This is a genomic window from Egibacter rhizosphaerae (assembly GCF_004322855.1).
Classification (GTDB): domain Bacteria; phylum Actinomycetota; class Nitriliruptoria; order Euzebyales; family Egibacteraceae; genus Egibacter; species Egibacter rhizosphaerae.
The window spans coordinates 633,773-648,641 of record NZ_CP036402.1; the positions used below are offsets into that span (position 1 = coordinate 633,773).

General features: G+C 72.5%; 14 protein-coding genes and 1 pseudogene. 7 read left to right on the forward strand and 8 right to left on the reverse strand.

Annotation, left to right across the window (positions count from 1 at the left end; all coding sequences use genetic code 11):
• Positions 1 to 15: 15 nt before the first annotated feature.
• Positions 16 to 294: a hypothetical protein gene (locus ER308_RS22225; RefSeq protein WP_240731936.1), complete on the reverse strand. Its 279-nt coding sequence runs from the start codon at positions 292 to 294 to the stop codon at positions 16 to 18.
• Between ER308_RS22225 and ER308_RS23050 the strand changes: the two are divergent.
• From ER308_RS23050 to ER308_RS02970, 5 genes and pseudogenes are all read left to right on the forward strand, one after another.
• Positions 239 to 706, forward strand: a pseudogene (locus tag ER308_RS23050) (FIST N-terminal domain-containing protein); the annotation flags it as partial. The gene ER308_RS22225 and the pseudogene ER308_RS23050 overlap by 56 nt on opposite strands.
• Complete coding sequence (locus ER308_RS21320; protein WP_165491772.1) at positions 694 to 1,236, forward strand: FIST C-terminal domain-containing protein; 543 nt, start codon at positions 694 to 696, stop codon at positions 1,234 to 1,236. The pseudogene ER308_RS23050 and the gene ER308_RS21320, both read left to right, overlap by 13 nt.
• A complete protein-coding gene (locus ER308_RS02960) occupies positions 1,233 to 3,485 on the forward strand; it encodes a putative bifunctional diguanylate cyclase/phosphodiesterase (RefSeq protein ID WP_165491773.1) in 2,253 nt (750 codons plus the stop codon). The genes ER308_RS21320 and ER308_RS02960 overlap by 4 nt, the downstream gene beginning before the upstream one ends.
• Positions 3,486 to 3,676: 191 nt before the next feature.
• The gene (locus ER308_RS02965) at positions 3,677 to 4,123 is read left to right on the forward strand and encodes a hypothetical protein (RefSeq protein WP_131153623.1); all 447 of its coding nucleotides are present in this window, start codon (positions 3,677 to 3,679) and stop codon (positions 4,121 to 4,123) included.
• A 3-nt stretch (positions 4,124 to 4,126) separates the two neighbouring features.
• On the forward strand, positions 4,127 to 4,909 hold the full coding sequence (locus ER308_RS02970) for an exodeoxyribonuclease III (RefSeq protein WP_131153624.1): 783 nt from the start codon (positions 4,127 to 4,129) through the stop codon (positions 4,907 to 4,909).
• On the opposite strand, the gene ER308_RS02975 is transcribed toward ER308_RS02970, so the two are convergent.
• The 7 genes from ER308_RS02975 to ER308_RS03005 form a co-directional block, all read right to left on the reverse strand.
• On the reverse strand, positions 4,906 to 5,568 hold the full coding sequence (locus tag ER308_RS02975) for a class II aldolase/adducin family protein (RefSeq protein WP_131153625.1): 663 nt from the start codon (positions 5,566 to 5,568) through the stop codon (positions 4,906 to 4,908). The genes ER308_RS02970 and ER308_RS02975 overlap by 4 nt on opposite strands.
• A gap of 146 nt (positions 5,569 to 5,714) precedes the next feature.
• The gene (locus ER308_RS02980) at positions 5,715 to 6,464 is read right to left on the reverse strand and encodes a class I SAM-dependent methyltransferase (RefSeq protein ID WP_131153626.1); all 750 of its coding nucleotides are present in this window, start codon (positions 6,462 to 6,464) and stop codon (positions 5,715 to 5,717) included.
• Positions 6,465 to 6,516: 52 nt separating this feature from the next.
• Positions 6,517 to 6,939 (reverse strand): cytidine deaminase, encoded by a 423-nt coding sequence (gene cdd, locus ER308_RS02985; RefSeq protein ID WP_131153627.1) that lies wholly within the window; start codon positions 6,937 to 6,939, stop codon positions 6,517 to 6,519.
• A gap of 68 nt (positions 6,940 to 7,007) precedes the next feature.
• Positions 7,008 to 8,291, reverse strand: a complete 1,284-nt coding sequence (locus ER308_RS02990) for a hemolysin family protein (RefSeq protein WP_131153628.1) — start codon at positions 8,289 to 8,291, stop codon at positions 7,008 to 7,010.
• Positions 8,288 to 8,917, reverse strand: coding sequence for an rRNA maturation RNase YbeY (gene ybeY / locus ER308_RS02995; protein ID WP_205745867.1), 630 nt, complete (start codon positions 8,915 to 8,917; stop codon positions 8,288 to 8,290). Before ybeY ends, ER308_RS02990 begins: the two co-directional genes overlap by 4 nt.
• A complete protein-coding gene (locus tag ER308_RS03000) occupies positions 8,910 to 9,860 on the reverse strand; it encodes a PhoH family protein (protein ID WP_131156870.1) in 951 nt (316 codons plus the stop codon). Before ER308_RS03000 ends, ybeY begins: the two co-directional genes overlap by 8 nt.
• A gap of 445 nt (positions 9,861 to 10,305) precedes the next feature.
• The gene (locus tag ER308_RS03005; RefSeq protein WP_131153630.1) at positions 10,306 to 11,943 is read right to left on the reverse strand and encodes an acetolactate synthase; all 1,638 of its coding nucleotides are present in this window, start codon (positions 11,941 to 11,943) and stop codon (positions 10,306 to 10,308) included.
• A 233-nt stretch (positions 11,944 to 12,176) separates the two neighbouring features.
• On the opposite strand from ER308_RS03005, the gene ER308_RS03010 reads away from it, so the two are divergent.
• Together ER308_RS03010 and ER308_RS21325 are read left to right on the forward strand one after the other, a co-directional pair.
• The gene (locus ER308_RS03010; RefSeq protein ID WP_131153631.1) at positions 12,177 to 12,539 is read left to right on the forward strand and encodes a histidine triad nucleotide-binding protein; all 363 of its coding nucleotides are present in this window, start codon (positions 12,177 to 12,179) and stop codon (positions 12,537 to 12,539) included.
• Between the two features lie 335 nt (positions 12,540 to 12,874).
• Positions 12,875 to 14,842: an HNH endonuclease signature motif containing protein gene (locus tag ER308_RS21325; protein ID WP_165491774.1), complete on the forward strand. Its 1,968-nt coding sequence runs from the start codon at positions 12,875 to 12,877 to the stop codon at positions 14,840 to 14,842.
• Positions 14,843 to 14,869: the final 27 nt, after the last annotated feature.

A 14,869-nucleotide genomic window follows, 5' to 3' on the forward strand; every position in this document is an offset into this window, starting at 1 on the left:
GGAGTGGGAGACGGCTCAGAACAGGCCGCAATCCACGAGCACTGGCGAGACGATGCCCACTGGCGAAGCGATGACCGACACGAGCCCCCTCCGGTCCTCGCGGACCGGCCACAGCTCGGCCGCCGATCCCGCCGCGGCAGCGACCGAGGCGATCGTCTCGGCGCTGGGCGACACCACGCCGCAGCCCGAGGATGTGGTGTTCCTCTTCGCCGGCGGCGGGTACGAGCCGCGTCCGCTGGTGGACGCCGGCGCGGCGGCGGCAGCCCCGGCGCGGCTCGTCGCGTGCAACACCATCCTCGGCTTCGTCGCCGGGAGCGGGATCCACGGGACCGTCGCGCTGCACGTCCCCGGTGGGGAGCTCGGGATGGGGGTGGCCGCCGCGCGCGAGCAGGACGGCGACCTGCACGAGGCGTCACGGCAAGCAGCGGCCGAGGCGAAGGCGGCTGCCGGTCCGACCGGGAGCCACTCGGCGCTGCTCCTCCTGTCCAGTGGGCACATCGGCGGGCAACGTGACGTCGTGCAGGGCGCCTACGAGATCGCCGGGGCACGTGTGCCGCTGGTGGGAGGTGCCGCCGCGTCGGACGAGCAGATGAGCCCGACCTGGCTCGGACTCGATCGCGAGGTGATCGGCCAGGGCGTCATTGCGGTCTGGATCAACTCGTCGCGTCCGCTCGGGGTCGCGGTGGAACACGGGTGGGCACCAGTGAGCGGCCCGCTCATGGTGACCCGAGCCCGGGACAACGTGATCCTCGAGCTCGACGGTCGCCCCGCGCTCGACGTGTACATGGAACAACGCGGGCCCCTCGCCGAGGGCGAGGCGCCGTTCGGCTGGCGGACACTCGACCGCCCCTGGGCCTGCCCACCCTCGACGGCACCTTCGAGGTGCGGATGGTCCAGGGCGCCACCGACGACGGTGGTTTGGAGATGTTCTCGTACGTCCACGACCAGTCGATCGTGCGGCTCATGGGGACCGACGCCACCGCGATGCTCGACGGTGCCCGCACGGCCGTCCGTCGAGCCGTCGAACGGCTGGGCGGTGAGCCACGGGCCGTGCTGGTCTTCAGCTGCGCCGCGCGTGCGGCACTGCTCGGCGAGGAGGCCCCCGCCGAGGCGACCGCGGTGAGCGACGAACTCGAAGGCGTCGACGCGGTCGGATGGTTCACCTCCGGCGAGTACGCCCTCACGACCGGCGCAACCGGCTTCCACAACGCGACCGTGGCCGTACTGGCGCTATGACCACCGATCCCGAGTCCATGGGAGCGAGCGGGCTCCGCGCGGAGAACGCGCGGCTGCGCGAGCAGCTCTCACGGGCCGAACAGCACACCGACGCGGTCCTGCTACGCACCACGCGCCTCGCGCAGGTGGTCACGGCGCTGGAGCAGATCGGCCCCTCGGGGCGGATCAACCGCATCGCCGGCGAGGTCGCGCAGCTCTTCTCGGCCGACATCGGGCTGCTCCTGCTCGGGAAGCCCGACGCGCTGATGGTGGCGAGTCGCTGGGGCGTACCCGACGACGAGTTGCCCGACGGGCCCCACCGCGCTCCCGACCCGGTCGTGGCCACGCCCACCACCGAGCCGGCCCTCGTCGGTCCCTGCGGTGAGGCACCTCTGTTGTGCGGGCTCGAGAACTTCGACGTCCGCCAGGTCGCGTGGATCCGGCTGCACGGCCCGGAGGAGACGACCGGCTACCTGCTGCTCGGGCGGCAAGCCGAGGCCCCCTTCACGAACTCCGACGCCCACGAGCTCCGGGCGGTGGGGGCACGCGTGGCGCTCACCGTCGAGAACGAGAAGCTGCAACGCCGGACCCAGGAGCAGCTCGAGCAGCTGCGGATCCTGCACCAGCTCAGCATGTCGCTCGCCGGCACCGTCGACCTGGCCGAGGGGGGCCGACTCGTCGCCGACACGGTCGTGGAGGTGGCACCGGGCGCGGCCGCCGCCCTCTTTCGTCGGAACGGGCAACAGTGGCAGCGCTTCGCCGCCGCGGGGGCCGAGGTGTTCCCGGAGCACCTGGACGATCCACCCGACCTCGAGGCGGCCGAACTCCTCAGCGTACGGGACGGAGCCGAGGAGGTCGCGGTCATCGCGCTGTGCGACGTGCCGGCCGCCGGCCTCGCGAGGGCACTGCTCCCCCACCTGCGCGACGCGGCCGGTCTCGCCCTGGGCAAGATGCTGTTGCACGAACAGACGGCGAGGCAGGCACGCCACGACGCGCTGACGGGCCTGCCGAACCGCGAGCACCTCCGGCAGCGGCTCGAAACGGCGCTGCGGCAGGGCCGCACGGTGGCGGTCATCTTCCTCGACCTCGACCGGTTCAAGTTGATCAACGACAGCCTCGGCCACGACGTGGGTGACGAGCTGCTGGTGGAGGCAGCACGGCGCCTATCGGACACGGTCCGGGGCAGGGACCTCGTCGCACGCCTCGGCGGGGACGAGTTCGTGGTCCTGTGCGAGGGGCCGGGCAGCGACGACGAGGCGGTCTCGGTCGCGCAGCGCATCGCCGAGCGGATGGCCATGCCCTTCGAGATCGCCGGGACGAGCCTGCGGATCAGCACGAGCCAAGGGCTGGCGATCGCCGGTCCGGCGAGCACGGCCCAAACGTTGCTGCGCGACGCCGACGCGGCGATGTACCTGGCCAAGTCCCGAGGTCGGGACCGCTACGAGATCTTCCAGGACGAGCTGCGGGTGTTCGTCACCGGCCAGCTGACCGTGGAGCAGGAGCTGCGCGCGGCCCTCTCGCAGCAGCGGCTCCAACTCTGGTACGAGCCGGTCACCGACCTGCGCACCGGCGCCGTGGCGGCCTTGTCGGCCCGGTTGCACTACGAGGACGAACGGGGGCGCTGCGTGCCCGCCGCTGACTTCCTCTCCGTCGCCGAGGAGAGCGAGCTGATCGTCGAGCTCGGTCTTTGGGCGCTCGACTCCGCCTGCGCGCACATCGCGGACTGGCGCGCGGAACTGGGGGGGCACGAACCTCCACGCGTCCAGCTTCCCCTGACCACGCGACAGTTCGCCCGCGAGGACCTCGTCTCCCGGATCCGGCAGGCACTCGAGGCACACGACCTGCCGGCGACGGCGCTCGGCTTCGAGATCGACGAACACGCGTTGCTCCAGGCCGACGAGGACCGCGCCCGGCACGTCGTCGGGGAGTTGCGGCGGCTCGGGATGCACCCCGCGCTCGACGGCTTCGGGGCCGGATCCGCATCGCTCACGCGACTCAAGGGATGGGCCGTCCGATCCGTCACGCTCGGCGACGAGTTCGCGCGCGAGCTCCACGAGGACCCCGACGCCCCGGTGACTCGGGCCATGGTCCAGCTCGTACACGATCTCGGGCGGGAGGTCACGGCCCAACGGGTCGGCGACCCCGCGCAGCTCGAGGCGTTGCGGCAGGCGGGTTGCGACTACGCGCGGGGGCGAGTGTTCGGCCCTCCCCAGCCGCCGGGCGAGATCGCCGCGAGCCTCCGCGAGCAACTCTCCCTGACCACCGGCTGACCTGGCGGACGCGAGCCCGCGTGGCGCCCGGGGGAACGGCCCGGCGCCGGTGACCGCACGAGGCGCGCCGACCACGTAGGCTGCCGCTGCGCAGCACGCGAACACCGTCGATCGGGTCGCGAAGCGTGCGGACACCCGGCACGATCGGCGCCCGACCGGCGCAACCGGCGACGACTCCAAGGAGCGACACGATGGGCATCGGCTTCACCGGATGGGAGGCGCCACTGCGGATCAGCTCCGGCGCCTTCATCCTCCAACAGGGGCTCTCGAAGCGCGACATGCCGGACGAGGCCGCGCAAGGACTGCTGGAGTTCGCGAAGTCCGCGGAGATCCCGGGGATCGCCGACCTCGAGCCTCGCGAGTTCATCGACCTCGTGGCGATCGCGGAGACCGCGCTCGGTGGGGTGCTCCTCGCCCCGTTCGTGCCCCGCCGGCTCGCCGGATTGGGCCTCATGACGTTCAGCGGCTTCTTGCTCCGTCTGTACTGGAAGGCGCCGGGGATGCGAGAGGAGGGCGGGATCGCACCGACCAGCGATGGGACCGCGATGGCCAAGGACGCCTGGTTGTTCGCGATCGGCATGGCGCTGTTCCTTGCCGGCTCGCGGAAGAAGGAACGCGCCCGCCGCCAGGCGGCCTGATCCATGCGGCTGGTCACCTGGAACGTCAACTCGCTGCGCGCCCGCATGCCACGCGTGGTCGAGTTCCTGGAGGCGCACGCACCTGACGTGCTGTGCCTGCAGGAGATCAAGTGCTCGGAGGAGCAGCTCCCACACTTGGACCTGCAGGCCAGCGGCTACCGCGTGGTGGCCTATCCGGGGGGACCACGCGAGGGGGTCGCCGTGCTGGTGCCCGCCGATCAGGAGGTCGGGAACGTCCGCTGCGGCCTGCCCGACGAACCCGATCCGGGTGAGGCCCGTTGGATCGAGGTGGAGGTCGGCGACCTCACGGTCGGGAGCGTCTACGTGCCCAACGGACGCGAGGTCGGCTCGCCCACCTACGAGGCGAAGCTCGCCTTCCTCGACGCGCTGCGCGCGCGGTTCGCGGAGCTCTCGTCCCCGCTGGTCGTGGCCGGGGACTTCAACGTCGCGCCGACCGACGCCGACGTCTGGGATCCCGACGTGTTCGACGGCGCGACCCATGTGACCGAGCCGGAACGCGAACGCTTCGGCGCGCTGCTCGAGACCGGCCTCGTCGACGCCTTCCGAGCCGTCGAGCCCGACACGCGACAGTTCACGTGGTGGGACTACCGCGGTGGCTCGTTCCACAAGAACGAGGGCATGCGGATCGACGCGGTCCTCGCGACCCCCGACATCGACGTCGGCTCGTGCGGCATCGTCCGTGACTTCCGCAAGGGCAAGAAGCCGAGCGATCACGCGCCGCTGCTCGCCGAGCTGGCCCTGCCGGAGGGCGCGAACCGCGGTTAGCGCTCGCCCTGCTGGTGAGCCAGGTACCCGAGCGAGCGGAACCGCTCGCCGACGTGCTCGATCTCGGCATCGTCGAGGATCCGCGGTGATCCCAGCTGGCTCGCTCGGTGGTACAGCGCGGCGCACCACTCGACGGTGACGGCGTGCCCGTAGGCCTCCTCGAGGGTGGCTCCGACCGTCAGAACCCCGTGGTTGCCGAGGAGCACCGCCCGGCGGCCGGCCAGGCCGCGAGCCATGTGGTGGGCGAGCTCGTCGCTGCCGAACGTCGCGTAGGGCACGACCGGCACGGTGCCACCGACCGCGGCGAGGAGGTAGTGCACGGCGGGCAGCTCGTCGAGTGCGCAGGCGACCGCGGTGGCGTACGAGGAGTGCGTGTGCACGACCGCGCCCGCGCCGGAGACCTCGTAGGCGAGCCGGTGCATGGGGAGCTCGCTCGAGGGTCGGCGCCGAGGGTCAGCCGGCGCGCCCCGCTCGTCGATGCGCACGATGTCGGCCGGCGTCATGCCGTCGTAGGGCATCCCGCCCGGCGTGATGAGGATCTCGTCGCCGAGGCGAACCGAGAGATTGCCGCTGGTCCCGACCGCGAGGTCGTCGGGTACGAGCCGTTGGGCGTGGGCGACCAGCCGCGCCCGCGCACCGGCACCGTTTCGGGAGGTCATGCAGCGCAGTCTCGCAGAGTGGCCACCGGCTCACTCGGCCGAGACCCCGGGCCGCTACGCCGCGACCGTGTTATCGGGGCTGCTACGCCCCGACCGGGTCGTCGGCAAGCTGTGCTACGCCCAGACCGGGTCGTCGGCAAGCTGTGCTACGCCCCGGCCGGGTCCTCGGCGGGCCGGCGCACCACGAACGTGGACTCGTGGCGACTACGGATGCCCGCCAGCCGCAGCAGCCTGCCGACCTCGCGGGGCTCGACGTGGTGCGCGACCACCTCCCCACCCGCGTCCCGGACGCTCGCGGCCAGCTGCGCGTCGGTGAGGTACGACACGACGGGGGGACCGATGTTGCGCCAGTAGTCGCCGAGCGCCACCCGCCGGTCGGTGAACCGGGCGACGGCTCGCTTGGTGTGGAACAACAACGCCATGGGGGCGCGGGGCGAGAAGACCGGCTCCACGATCACGAGGTGCCCGCCGGGGCGGACCAGGCGCAGTGCCCGGTCGACCGCGGTCCGGGCCAGCTCCCGGGAGTCCCGACGGGTGCCCCCGACGAGGTGGTGGAGCACGGCGGCCGCGACCACCACGTCGAACCGCTCGGGGATGCGAGCCTCCAGCTCGGGGTCGAGGACCGACACCGGGTAGGTGGGGCATCCCAGGCGGTCCTGCGCGAGCGCGAGCAGGCCGCTGCTGGGGTCGATCCCCGCCACGTGCTCGATCCCGGTGCGATCCCGCAGGTAGGCGAGGATGTTGCCCGCCCCGCACCCGATGTCGGCGAGGCTCGCGCCCGGACCGTAGTGCTCGGCGATCCAGGCGCCGGCCCAGGCGAGCCGCCCCGTGGAGTACTCGGGACAGTGCTCGTCGAAGTACGCGACCGTGGGATCGGGCGCCGGTTCAGGTGCCATGCCGGCACGCTACCCCTTCGCCCCCGAACGGATACCGGGGACGGTCCCGCGCTCACCGGAGGTCGGCCGGTCCGAAGGCGTTGGGCAGAAGGTCGTGCTCCAGCACGAACTCGGCGGTCGCGCCGCTCACCCCCGTCGCGAGCACGCGCAGGGCCGGGCTGAACTCGTAGAGCACCTGACGGCAGATCCCGCAGGGCAGGCAGGGCCCGTCCCCGTCCCCGGCGACCGCGATCACCATCAGCTCGGTGGCGCCGGCCATGATCGCCTGCGGCACCGCGACCCGTTCGGCGCACACGCCGGCGGGCATCGAGGCGTTCTCGACGTTCGCCCCGGTGAAGACCCGGCCGTCGGCGGTGCCGAGGGCGGCGCCGACGCGAAACGACGAGTAGGGCGCGTACGCCCCGGTCCGCGCGGCGCGCGCCAACTCCAGCAACTCCTCGTCGCTGGCGGTCTCCGCCGGCTCGGTCTCGGCCACATCAACCCCCTCGATTCCCGCGGTCCCGCGGTCCCGCGGGCGCGCGTACGTTCGTAGGTCACGCGCGGTCAGGCCCGCGCGTCCTCCTCGTCCACCGGCTGCCCCGCCCCCGGGGTCACGAGCACCTTCGCCACCCGGCGCCCTTTGACGCGTTCGGCCGACAGCCGGACGCCGGCAACCTCGACCTCCTCCCCGGGCTCGGCGACGTGCCCGAGCAGCCCGACCAGCAGGCCGCCGACGGTGTCCCACTCCTCGTCGGGCAGCTCGGCCTCGACGAGGTCGGCGAGATCGTGGACCGGCAGCCGGGCGTCGACGCGCCAATGCCCGTCGTCGAGGGGCTCGACCATCCGCTCGCTGCGGTCGTACTCGTCCTCGATCTCGCCCACGATCTCCTCGAGGATGTCCTCGATGGTCACGATGCCGGCGGTCGCGCCGTACTCGTCGACGACGATCGCGAGGTGGATGCGCTTGGCCTGCAGCTCCGCCAGCAGGGCGTCCACGCGTTTCAGCTCCGGCACGAAGTGCGCCGGGCGGAGCAGGTCGCTCCACGGGCCGTTCTCGTCCCCGCCCGCGTGCAGTCGCCGCAGCACGTCCTTGGCGTACAGCAACCCGACGATCGTGTCACGGTCGCCCCGGTAGACGGGAATGCGGGAGTGCCCCGCCCGCAGCACGACGTCGAGAACGTCGCTCAAGGACTGGTCGAGCGAGACGCACACCATGTCCGGCCGCGGCACCATGATCTCGCGCACGACGGTGTCGCCGAGCTCGAAGATCGAGTGGATCATGGCCCGCTCGTTCGATTCGATCACCTCGTCGGACTCGGCGGCGTCGATCATCGCCCGCAGCTGGTCCTCGGTGACGAAGGGCCCGCTGACGAGCCCGCGCCCCGGCACGAGCACGTTGCTCACGCGGATGAGGCCGGCCGCCACGGGAGCCAGCGGGCGGATCACGATCGCCACCAGCGGCGCCAGGGCCAGCGCCGTCCGCTCGGGCGCCTGCAACGCGACGGTCTTGGGGGCGACCTCGGCGGCCACGAACAAGAGCGTCGATCCGACGACGGCGACGGCCACGACCGCCCAGCCCACCATGAGCCAGCTCGTGACGGCGCCGGTCACCGCTGCCACGCCCGTAACCTGCGCGGTCAGGACGACGAGCGCGAGAATGTTCGCCGTCCGGGCGGGCTCCAGCATGAGCTTCACGAGCGCGGTGGCGCCGCGCCGACCGTGCGCCGCGAACCGCTGCGCCTGCGGCAACGTGAGACGCGACAGAGCGGCCTGCGCCGCGGCCAGGAGCGCCGCCACGAACACGAGCACCGCGGCCACGACGAGGGCCACCGGCTCCCACGCGATCACGACCCCACCCCCTGATCGGCCGCGGCGAAGTCCGCGAGCAGGCGGTCGGTCAACCCGAACATGCGTTGGTGCTCCCCGGGTTCGGCGTGATCGTGGCCCAGCAGGTGCAGGATGCCGTGCACGAGCAGCAGGTCGAGCTCGCTCGTGGTGTCCGTGCCGCGCTCGGCCGCCTGCGCGCTGGCGACCGCGGGACAGAGGACCACGTCGCCGAGGAGGCCGGGTGCGTCCCCGTCAGTGGCCGAGTCAGCGGTCGCGGCAGGGGTCGCGTCAGCGGTCGCGGCAGGGGTCGCGTCAGCGGTCGCGGCAGGGGTCGCGTCAGCGGTCGCGGCAGGGGTCGCGTCGATCGGGAACGCGAGCACGTCGGTCGGCCCGTCGGCACCCATGTGCTCGGCGTTCAGCTCGGCCATGTGGCCGCGGTCGACTAGGAGCAGGCCGAGTTCGAGACGCCTCGGAACCGCGCGGTCGGCCAGCACGAACCGGGCGAGGCGGTCGAGCCGGCCGAGGTCGAGCGTAGCGTCACCGTCGGGACCGTCCCGGTCGTCGACGAGGGAGATGCGCGCGCTGCTGTCTCCCGACGCGGTGCCCGGCCGAGCCGGGGCGTCGTGATCGGACCCGTCGTCACCCACCGTCGTTCTGCCCCGTCTCCTCTTGGTCCTGTGCTCGGGCGGCATCGAAGCGGTCGTAGGCTTCCACGATGTCCTGAACGATACGGTGGCGCACCACGTCCTCGCCGGTCAGCTCGATGAACGACACACCTTCGACACCCGGCAGGATGTCGCGGACGACCCGCAGCCCGGACTTGTGCCCGGGGAGGTCCACCTGCGTGATGTCGCCGGTGACGACCGCCTTCGAGCCGAAGCCGAGGCGGGTGAGGAACATCTTCATCTGCTCGGGCGTGGTGTTCTGCGCCTCGTCGAGCACGATGAAGCTGTCGTTCAGCGTCCGCCCGCGCATGAACGCCAGCGGGGCCACCTCGATGACGCCGCGATCGGCCAAGGTGGTGAGCTGTTCGGCGTCCATCATGTCGTGCAACGCGTCGAACAGCGGCTTCAGGTACGGGTCGATCTTCTCGTAGAGCGTGCCGGGCAGGAACCCGAGGCGCTCCCCCGCTTCGACCGCCGGGCGGGTGAGGATGATCCGGTTCACGTCCTTGCGCCGCAACGCGTCGACGGCCATGGCCATCGCCAGATAGGTCTTGCCCGTGCCGGCGGGACCGATCCCGAAGATCACGGTGTTCTCGCGGATCGCGTCGAGGTAGCGCTTCTGGCCCACCGACTTGGGCCGGATCGCGCGGCCACGGTGACTGTGCGCCTCGTCGCCGAGGATCTCCGACGGGTGCGGATGGTCCGAGCGCTGAACCATCTGGATCGTCGCGGTCACCCCGGCCTCGTCGAGCCCGTGGCCCTGGTCGAGCAGCTTGACGAACTCGTCGAGGACGTGCTGGACCTTGCGGGTCTCGGCCTCCGGGCCGGACACGCTGATCTCGTTGCCGCGGACCAGGATGTCGACATCGAAGGACTGCTCGACCAGCCGCAACAACTCATCCTGCGTGCCGAGCAGCGACACCATGGAATGGTGCGGCGGGACCGAGGTCGTGACGCTCGTGATCTGGCTCAACCAGGACCTATGGCTCGTGGTCACATCGGCCGCGCGAGGGCTCACGCGGCACTGGCGCGTGGCGTCAGTGTACTTCGGCCCGCGACGGGATCGCAGGGGGTGCGGGACCGTTGGGGACCGCTCGCACGACCGATCGGGGCGGGTCAGGGCGCGGGCCGTGGGTCCGGGCCGGGGCTGCGGGGTGCGCCGGGCGCGGGTTTCACGTCAGCGCCGCGCGCGGGGGCGCGGGTGTTCACATCAGCGCCGCGCGCGGGGGCGCGGGTGTTCACATCAGCGCCGCGCGCGGGGGCGCGGGTGTTCACATCAGCGCCGCGCGCGGGGGCGCGGGTGTTCACATCAGCGCCGCGCGCGGGGGCGCGGGTGTTCACATCAGCGCCGCGCGCGGGGGCGCGGGTGTTCACATCAGCGCGGCGCGCCGGGGATAGGCGGCCTCGGGATCGGTCTGGACGTTGACGAGGTAGGGCACCTGCGCGGCGAAGGCACGCTCGAGCGCCGGGGCGAGCCGATCCGGTCGCGTCACGGTCTCGCCGGCACCCCCGAGGGCGGCGACGATCGCGTCGTAGGCGGTGTCCTGCCGCAGGTCCGCGGCCGCGTGCCACCCGTCGTAGACCTGGCGCATCGGGTGCTTCTCCAGCGCCCACGCGCCGTTGTTCGCGACCACGATCGGCAGGGCGAGGTCGTGGCGCACGAGCGTGTCGACGTCCATCAGGCTGAAGCCCGCAGCGCCGTCGCCGAGCAGCAACGCCGATTGGGCCTCCGGGTGCGCGAGGCGCGCCGCGAGCCCGTACCCGGTCCCGGTGCCCAGGCACCCGAAGGGCCCGGGGTCGAGCCAGCGGCCGGGCCGATGGCTATCGATGTGCCGGCCCGCGAACGACACCACGTCTCCTCCGTCGCCGATCAGCACCGCATCGCGGTCGAGCTGCCGCGCCAGCTCACCCCCGACCCGGGCCGGATGGATCGGCACGGCGTCGCTCTCGAGCAAGGCTCGGTCCTCCGCACGCGTCGCCCCCTCGGCGTCGGCCAGTTCACGAGCCCACGCGGCCCGCGCCTCGGCCCGTTCGCCGGTCGGGCCACCCGCTGCCTCGGTGAGGGTTTCGAGCACAGCCGCAAGGTCGCCACCGACCCCCGCCGCCAGGTCGACGTGCCGGGCCACCTCGTCCGGATGGTCGGCCACGTGCACGACCGGGGTCCCGCCGAAGTCCCCGAACCCGAGTCGGAAGTCCAGCGGCGCGCCCACGACGCACACGAGGTCGGCGCCCTTCAGCGCCGCGCCCCGCGCGCGACTGATCGCGAGCTCGTGATCCGCGGGCACGCAGCCACGACCCTGGCCGTTCATCGCGACGGGTGCGCGCAGCGTCTCGACGAGGGCTTGCAGGGACTCCTCGGCACCGGCGAACCACACGTCCGTCCCGGCGATCACGACGGGCCGGTCGGCAGCGGCCAGCGCCTCCGCGGCCACGGCGATCGTCGCGTCGTCGGGCGGGTGCCGCGCCGGCGGATGCCAGGGGGCGATCGACTCGTTGCTCGTCGGGGTGAAGATCACGTCCATCGGGATGTCGAGGAACGCGGGCCCGCGCGGCGAGGTCGCCGCGGCCGTCAGGGTGGCGCCCACCTCCCCGGCGACGGCGCCCGGCGCCTGCGCGGTCGCGGCCCGATTGCACAGCGGCTCGGTGAACGCGACGTGATCGAGCTCCTGCAGGCTGCCGCGTCCCCAGGTCGCCTGCGGCGCGCGACCTCCGAGGACCACGAGCGGGGAGCCGTTCGACTGCGCGCTCGCGAGGGCACTCATGGCGTTGGTGACGCCCGGACCCGCGGTGAGAGCCGCGACCTGCGGGCGCCGGGTCAGCTTGGCCAGCCCCTCGGCCGCGAACCCCGCGGTCTGCTCGTGACGGGTGTCCACGAGCGCCACGCCTTCGTCGCGCGCGCCCTCGTAGAGCGGGAACAGGTGGCCGCCCGACAACGTGAACAGGTGCTCGATGCCGGCGGCACGCAGCGCGCGCACCGCGAGATGGCCGCTCGGGACCTCGTCGGTCACGCGAGCCTCCTCGCTCAAGCCCGGGCTCGGGGCGACGCAGGCTACCGCACGATGACCGAGGTCAGTCCTGTCGGGTCCCGTTCGCCCCGTCGGCCTGGCGATCCTCGCGACTCGCTTGCCATCGCCGGTCGGGTGCCGCAGAGTCCGCGCGGGTACGCCTCGCCCGAAACCGCCGCTTGCGGCCCCCGGGCTGCCAGGTGGGCGGGCGAGCGTCGAACGACTGGAGGTGGCGCGTGAGCGAGGAGTGCATCTTCTGCCAGATCGTCGCCGGGGACATCCCGAGCGACCATGTGGCCAGCGACGACGGTCTCGTGGCTTTCCGCGACATCAGCCCCCGTGCGCCGGCACACGTGCTCGTCGTGCCCGAACGACACATCCCCAGCGCGCACGACCTCACCGAGGCCGACGAGGCGCTGCTCGGGCGCTGCTTCGCACTCGCGCGCCGCGTGGCCGAGCAGGAGGGCATCGCCGACGGCTACCGCGTGGTCACCAACATCGGCGAGCGCGGGGGCCAGGCAGTGTTCCACCTGCACTTCCACGTGCTCGGGGGCAAGCAGCTCGGCACCGTCGACGGGAGAGTGCCCGAGAGCGCGTAAGCCCGCCTATCGAGCGCGCGGGCCTGGGCGTGAGCCCGCTAGCGCGCACGTGAGCCCCCATCGAGCAGCGCGGGCCTGCGCGTGAGCCCCCCATCGAGCGCGCGGGCCTGCCATCGCGCCCCCTGCTCGTGCCGAGTCCCGGTCCTTCAGTCGGGCTCCAGGCCGGCGGTTCCCAAACCCTCAGTGTCCTTGGCGCTTTCTGACGTGACGATCTATCACAACACTTGTCCACACGTCTCCAGAGAATCCATACGATCCTCTTGATCGACTGTTATACTTCGATCGAACAGAGATTCGAGCATCGGCGAGCAAGGGATCGAGAGGGGGTGATGCCGGTGGCCGAGGACGTACTCGACGATCCGCTCGCCGACGTCACCGCCGACACAGCGGAGGACGCGGAGCTGGGGCTGCACGAGGTAACCGCGGGCCTCGACGCGCTGACCGAAGTGTCGCTTGCCGAGCTCGATGACGTCCGGCTACACGCCGTGATCCAGGGTTTTCGAGCAGCCCGCGACCGCGCCGAGGGCCTCGCGGCGGAGGCGCTGTCGATCCAGCGTGCCCGGGGGAGCTGGCGCCGGGATGGGGCTCGCTCGCAGAAGGAGTGGGTGAGCGACGAGCTCGACGTCTCCCACGGGCAGGCCACCGGCATCGTGCGCCACGCGGAGCAGCTCGCGCGGCTGCCGCTGACCCGCGCCGCGGTGCAGCGAGGACTTCTCAGTGCGGGGCAAGCGCAGGTCGCCCTACGCGCCACGACCGACCTCCCGCGTGATGCGTTGGCCGCCCTGGACCGCGAGGTCCTCCGCAGCGCCGGACTCGACCCGGATTCAATCTCCGCTCGCCGCCCCACCCCAGCAAACCGGTTCGGCCGTCCGGCCTGGGTGGACACGACCGCCGAGGAAGCGTGCGAGCACTCACCCGACGCGCCATCCGGCGCCGACGGCTCGCATCCCGATACCCCCGAAGGCGAAGGAGACGGCGGCGCCAGCGAGGAATCCATGCGAGACGATGCTCCCGGCGACAACGGCGCATCCCCCAGCGACCGCACCACCAGCGACGGCACCCCCGATGGCGACGACACCCCCGATGGCGACGACACGCCCGATGATCACCGCGCGCGTGACGGCGCACCCCATGGAAACGGCTCCCTCGGCGCAGGCGGCCCCGGGCCGAGCCCGGGGGCCGAGGGACGGTCGGGAACCGATCCCGCCGACCTGAGGGATCGCCTGGACGACTACCGGGCGACCCATCATCCGGACGCGGTCGCCGCCCGGGAGCGACGCGCCTGGCAAGGGCGCCGCGCGAGCCTCGGCCACACGCCCGACGGCCTGCCGACGCTGTTCAACCAGCTCGACGTGCACGGCGCCGAGACACTCGCGACCGCGCTTAGCGCGTTCTCCAAGCCCCACGGGGACCACGATGACCGGACCCCCGAGCAGCGCCGCGCGGACGCGCTCGTCACCATCGCGGAACGCGCGCTCTCGTATGCCGACCCGGAAGACTCTCCGATGCACCGGCCGCAGGTCACCGTCGTCGTCCCACTCCAAACCCTGCGCGGCGCCACGGGCGCGCCGGCCGGGCGGATGGACCAGCTCGGAGTGCTGTCCAGCGAGACCGCGCGGCGGCTGGCGTGCGACGCCGAGGTCTCGCGGGTGCTCACGGGGCCGTCCAGCGCGCCACTGGACGTGGGGCGGACCCGTCGGACGGCAACGGGTGCGCAGCGACGCGCGCTCGCGGTCCGCGATCGCGGGTGCGTCGGTTGTGAGGCGCCCGCGAGCTGGTGCGACGCCCACCACGTCTGTCACTGGATCGACGGCGGCGCCACGGACCTGTCCAACCTGTGCTTGCTGTGCCGCACCTGCCACACCCACGTCCATCAGGGCACGCGCATGCTGGTCGGCGACGCCGACCAGGGGTTCGGGCTCGTGCACCCCGAACGCGCCGACAGCGTGGCGCGCGCAGGCAGCTGCCCGGATCCCGGCTACGGCGGCCGCACGCGACGTGCGCGATCACGGACACCCGAGACGGACCCGTCGCCACCCGGGGATCCGCCACCCGCCGACGAACCTCCCGAACCCGATCCATGGCAATGGCCGGGCCCCTGGGACCAGCCGACCGACCACGACGAACAGGCCACGCGATCCCGCTCGAGATCGAGATCGAGATCGCCGCGTGAAGACCGCGCAGCAGAGGGCCCCGGCCCGTGGCGAGCCACCCCGTCGGTGTGCGGGGCAGCTCATTCCCCGCCCAGTGTCGAGCCTCGGCAGCGCACGGATCTGCACGATCGACCACCACCCGAGCGGTAGGCCATGCAGGGTCGCGCCATGCTCACC

Excerpts from the sequence above, each read along its gene's own strand:
- ER308_RS02970 (WP_131153624.1), top strand. The coding sequence starts at position 4,127 with ATGCGGCTGGTCACCTGGAACGTCAACTCGCTGCGCGCCCGCATGCCA.
- ER308_RS02980 (WP_131153626.1), bottom strand. The coding sequence starts at position 6,464 with ATGGCACCTGAACCGGCGCCCGATCCCACGGTCGCGTACTTCGACGAG.
- ER308_RS03000 (WP_131156870.1), bottom strand. The coding sequence starts at position 9,860 with ATGGTGTCGCTGCTCGGCACGCAGGATGAGTTGTTGCGGCTGGTCGAG.
- ER308_RS02965 (WP_131153623.1), top strand. The coding sequence starts at position 3,677 with ATGGGCATCGGCTTCACCGGATGGGAGGCGCCACTGCGGATCAGCTCC.
- ER308_RS02960 (WP_165491773.1), top strand. The coding sequence starts at position 1,233 with ATGACCACCGATCCCGAGTCCATGGGAGCGAGCGGGCTCCGCGCGGAG.
- ER308_RS02975 (WP_131153625.1), bottom strand. The coding sequence starts at position 5,568 with ATGACCTCCCGAAACGGTGCCGGTGCGCGGGCGCGGCTGGTCGCCCAC.
- ER308_RS22225 (WP_240731936.1), bottom strand. The coding sequence starts at position 294 with ATGGTGTTGCACGCGACGAGCCGCGCCGGGGCTGCCGCCGCCGCGCCG.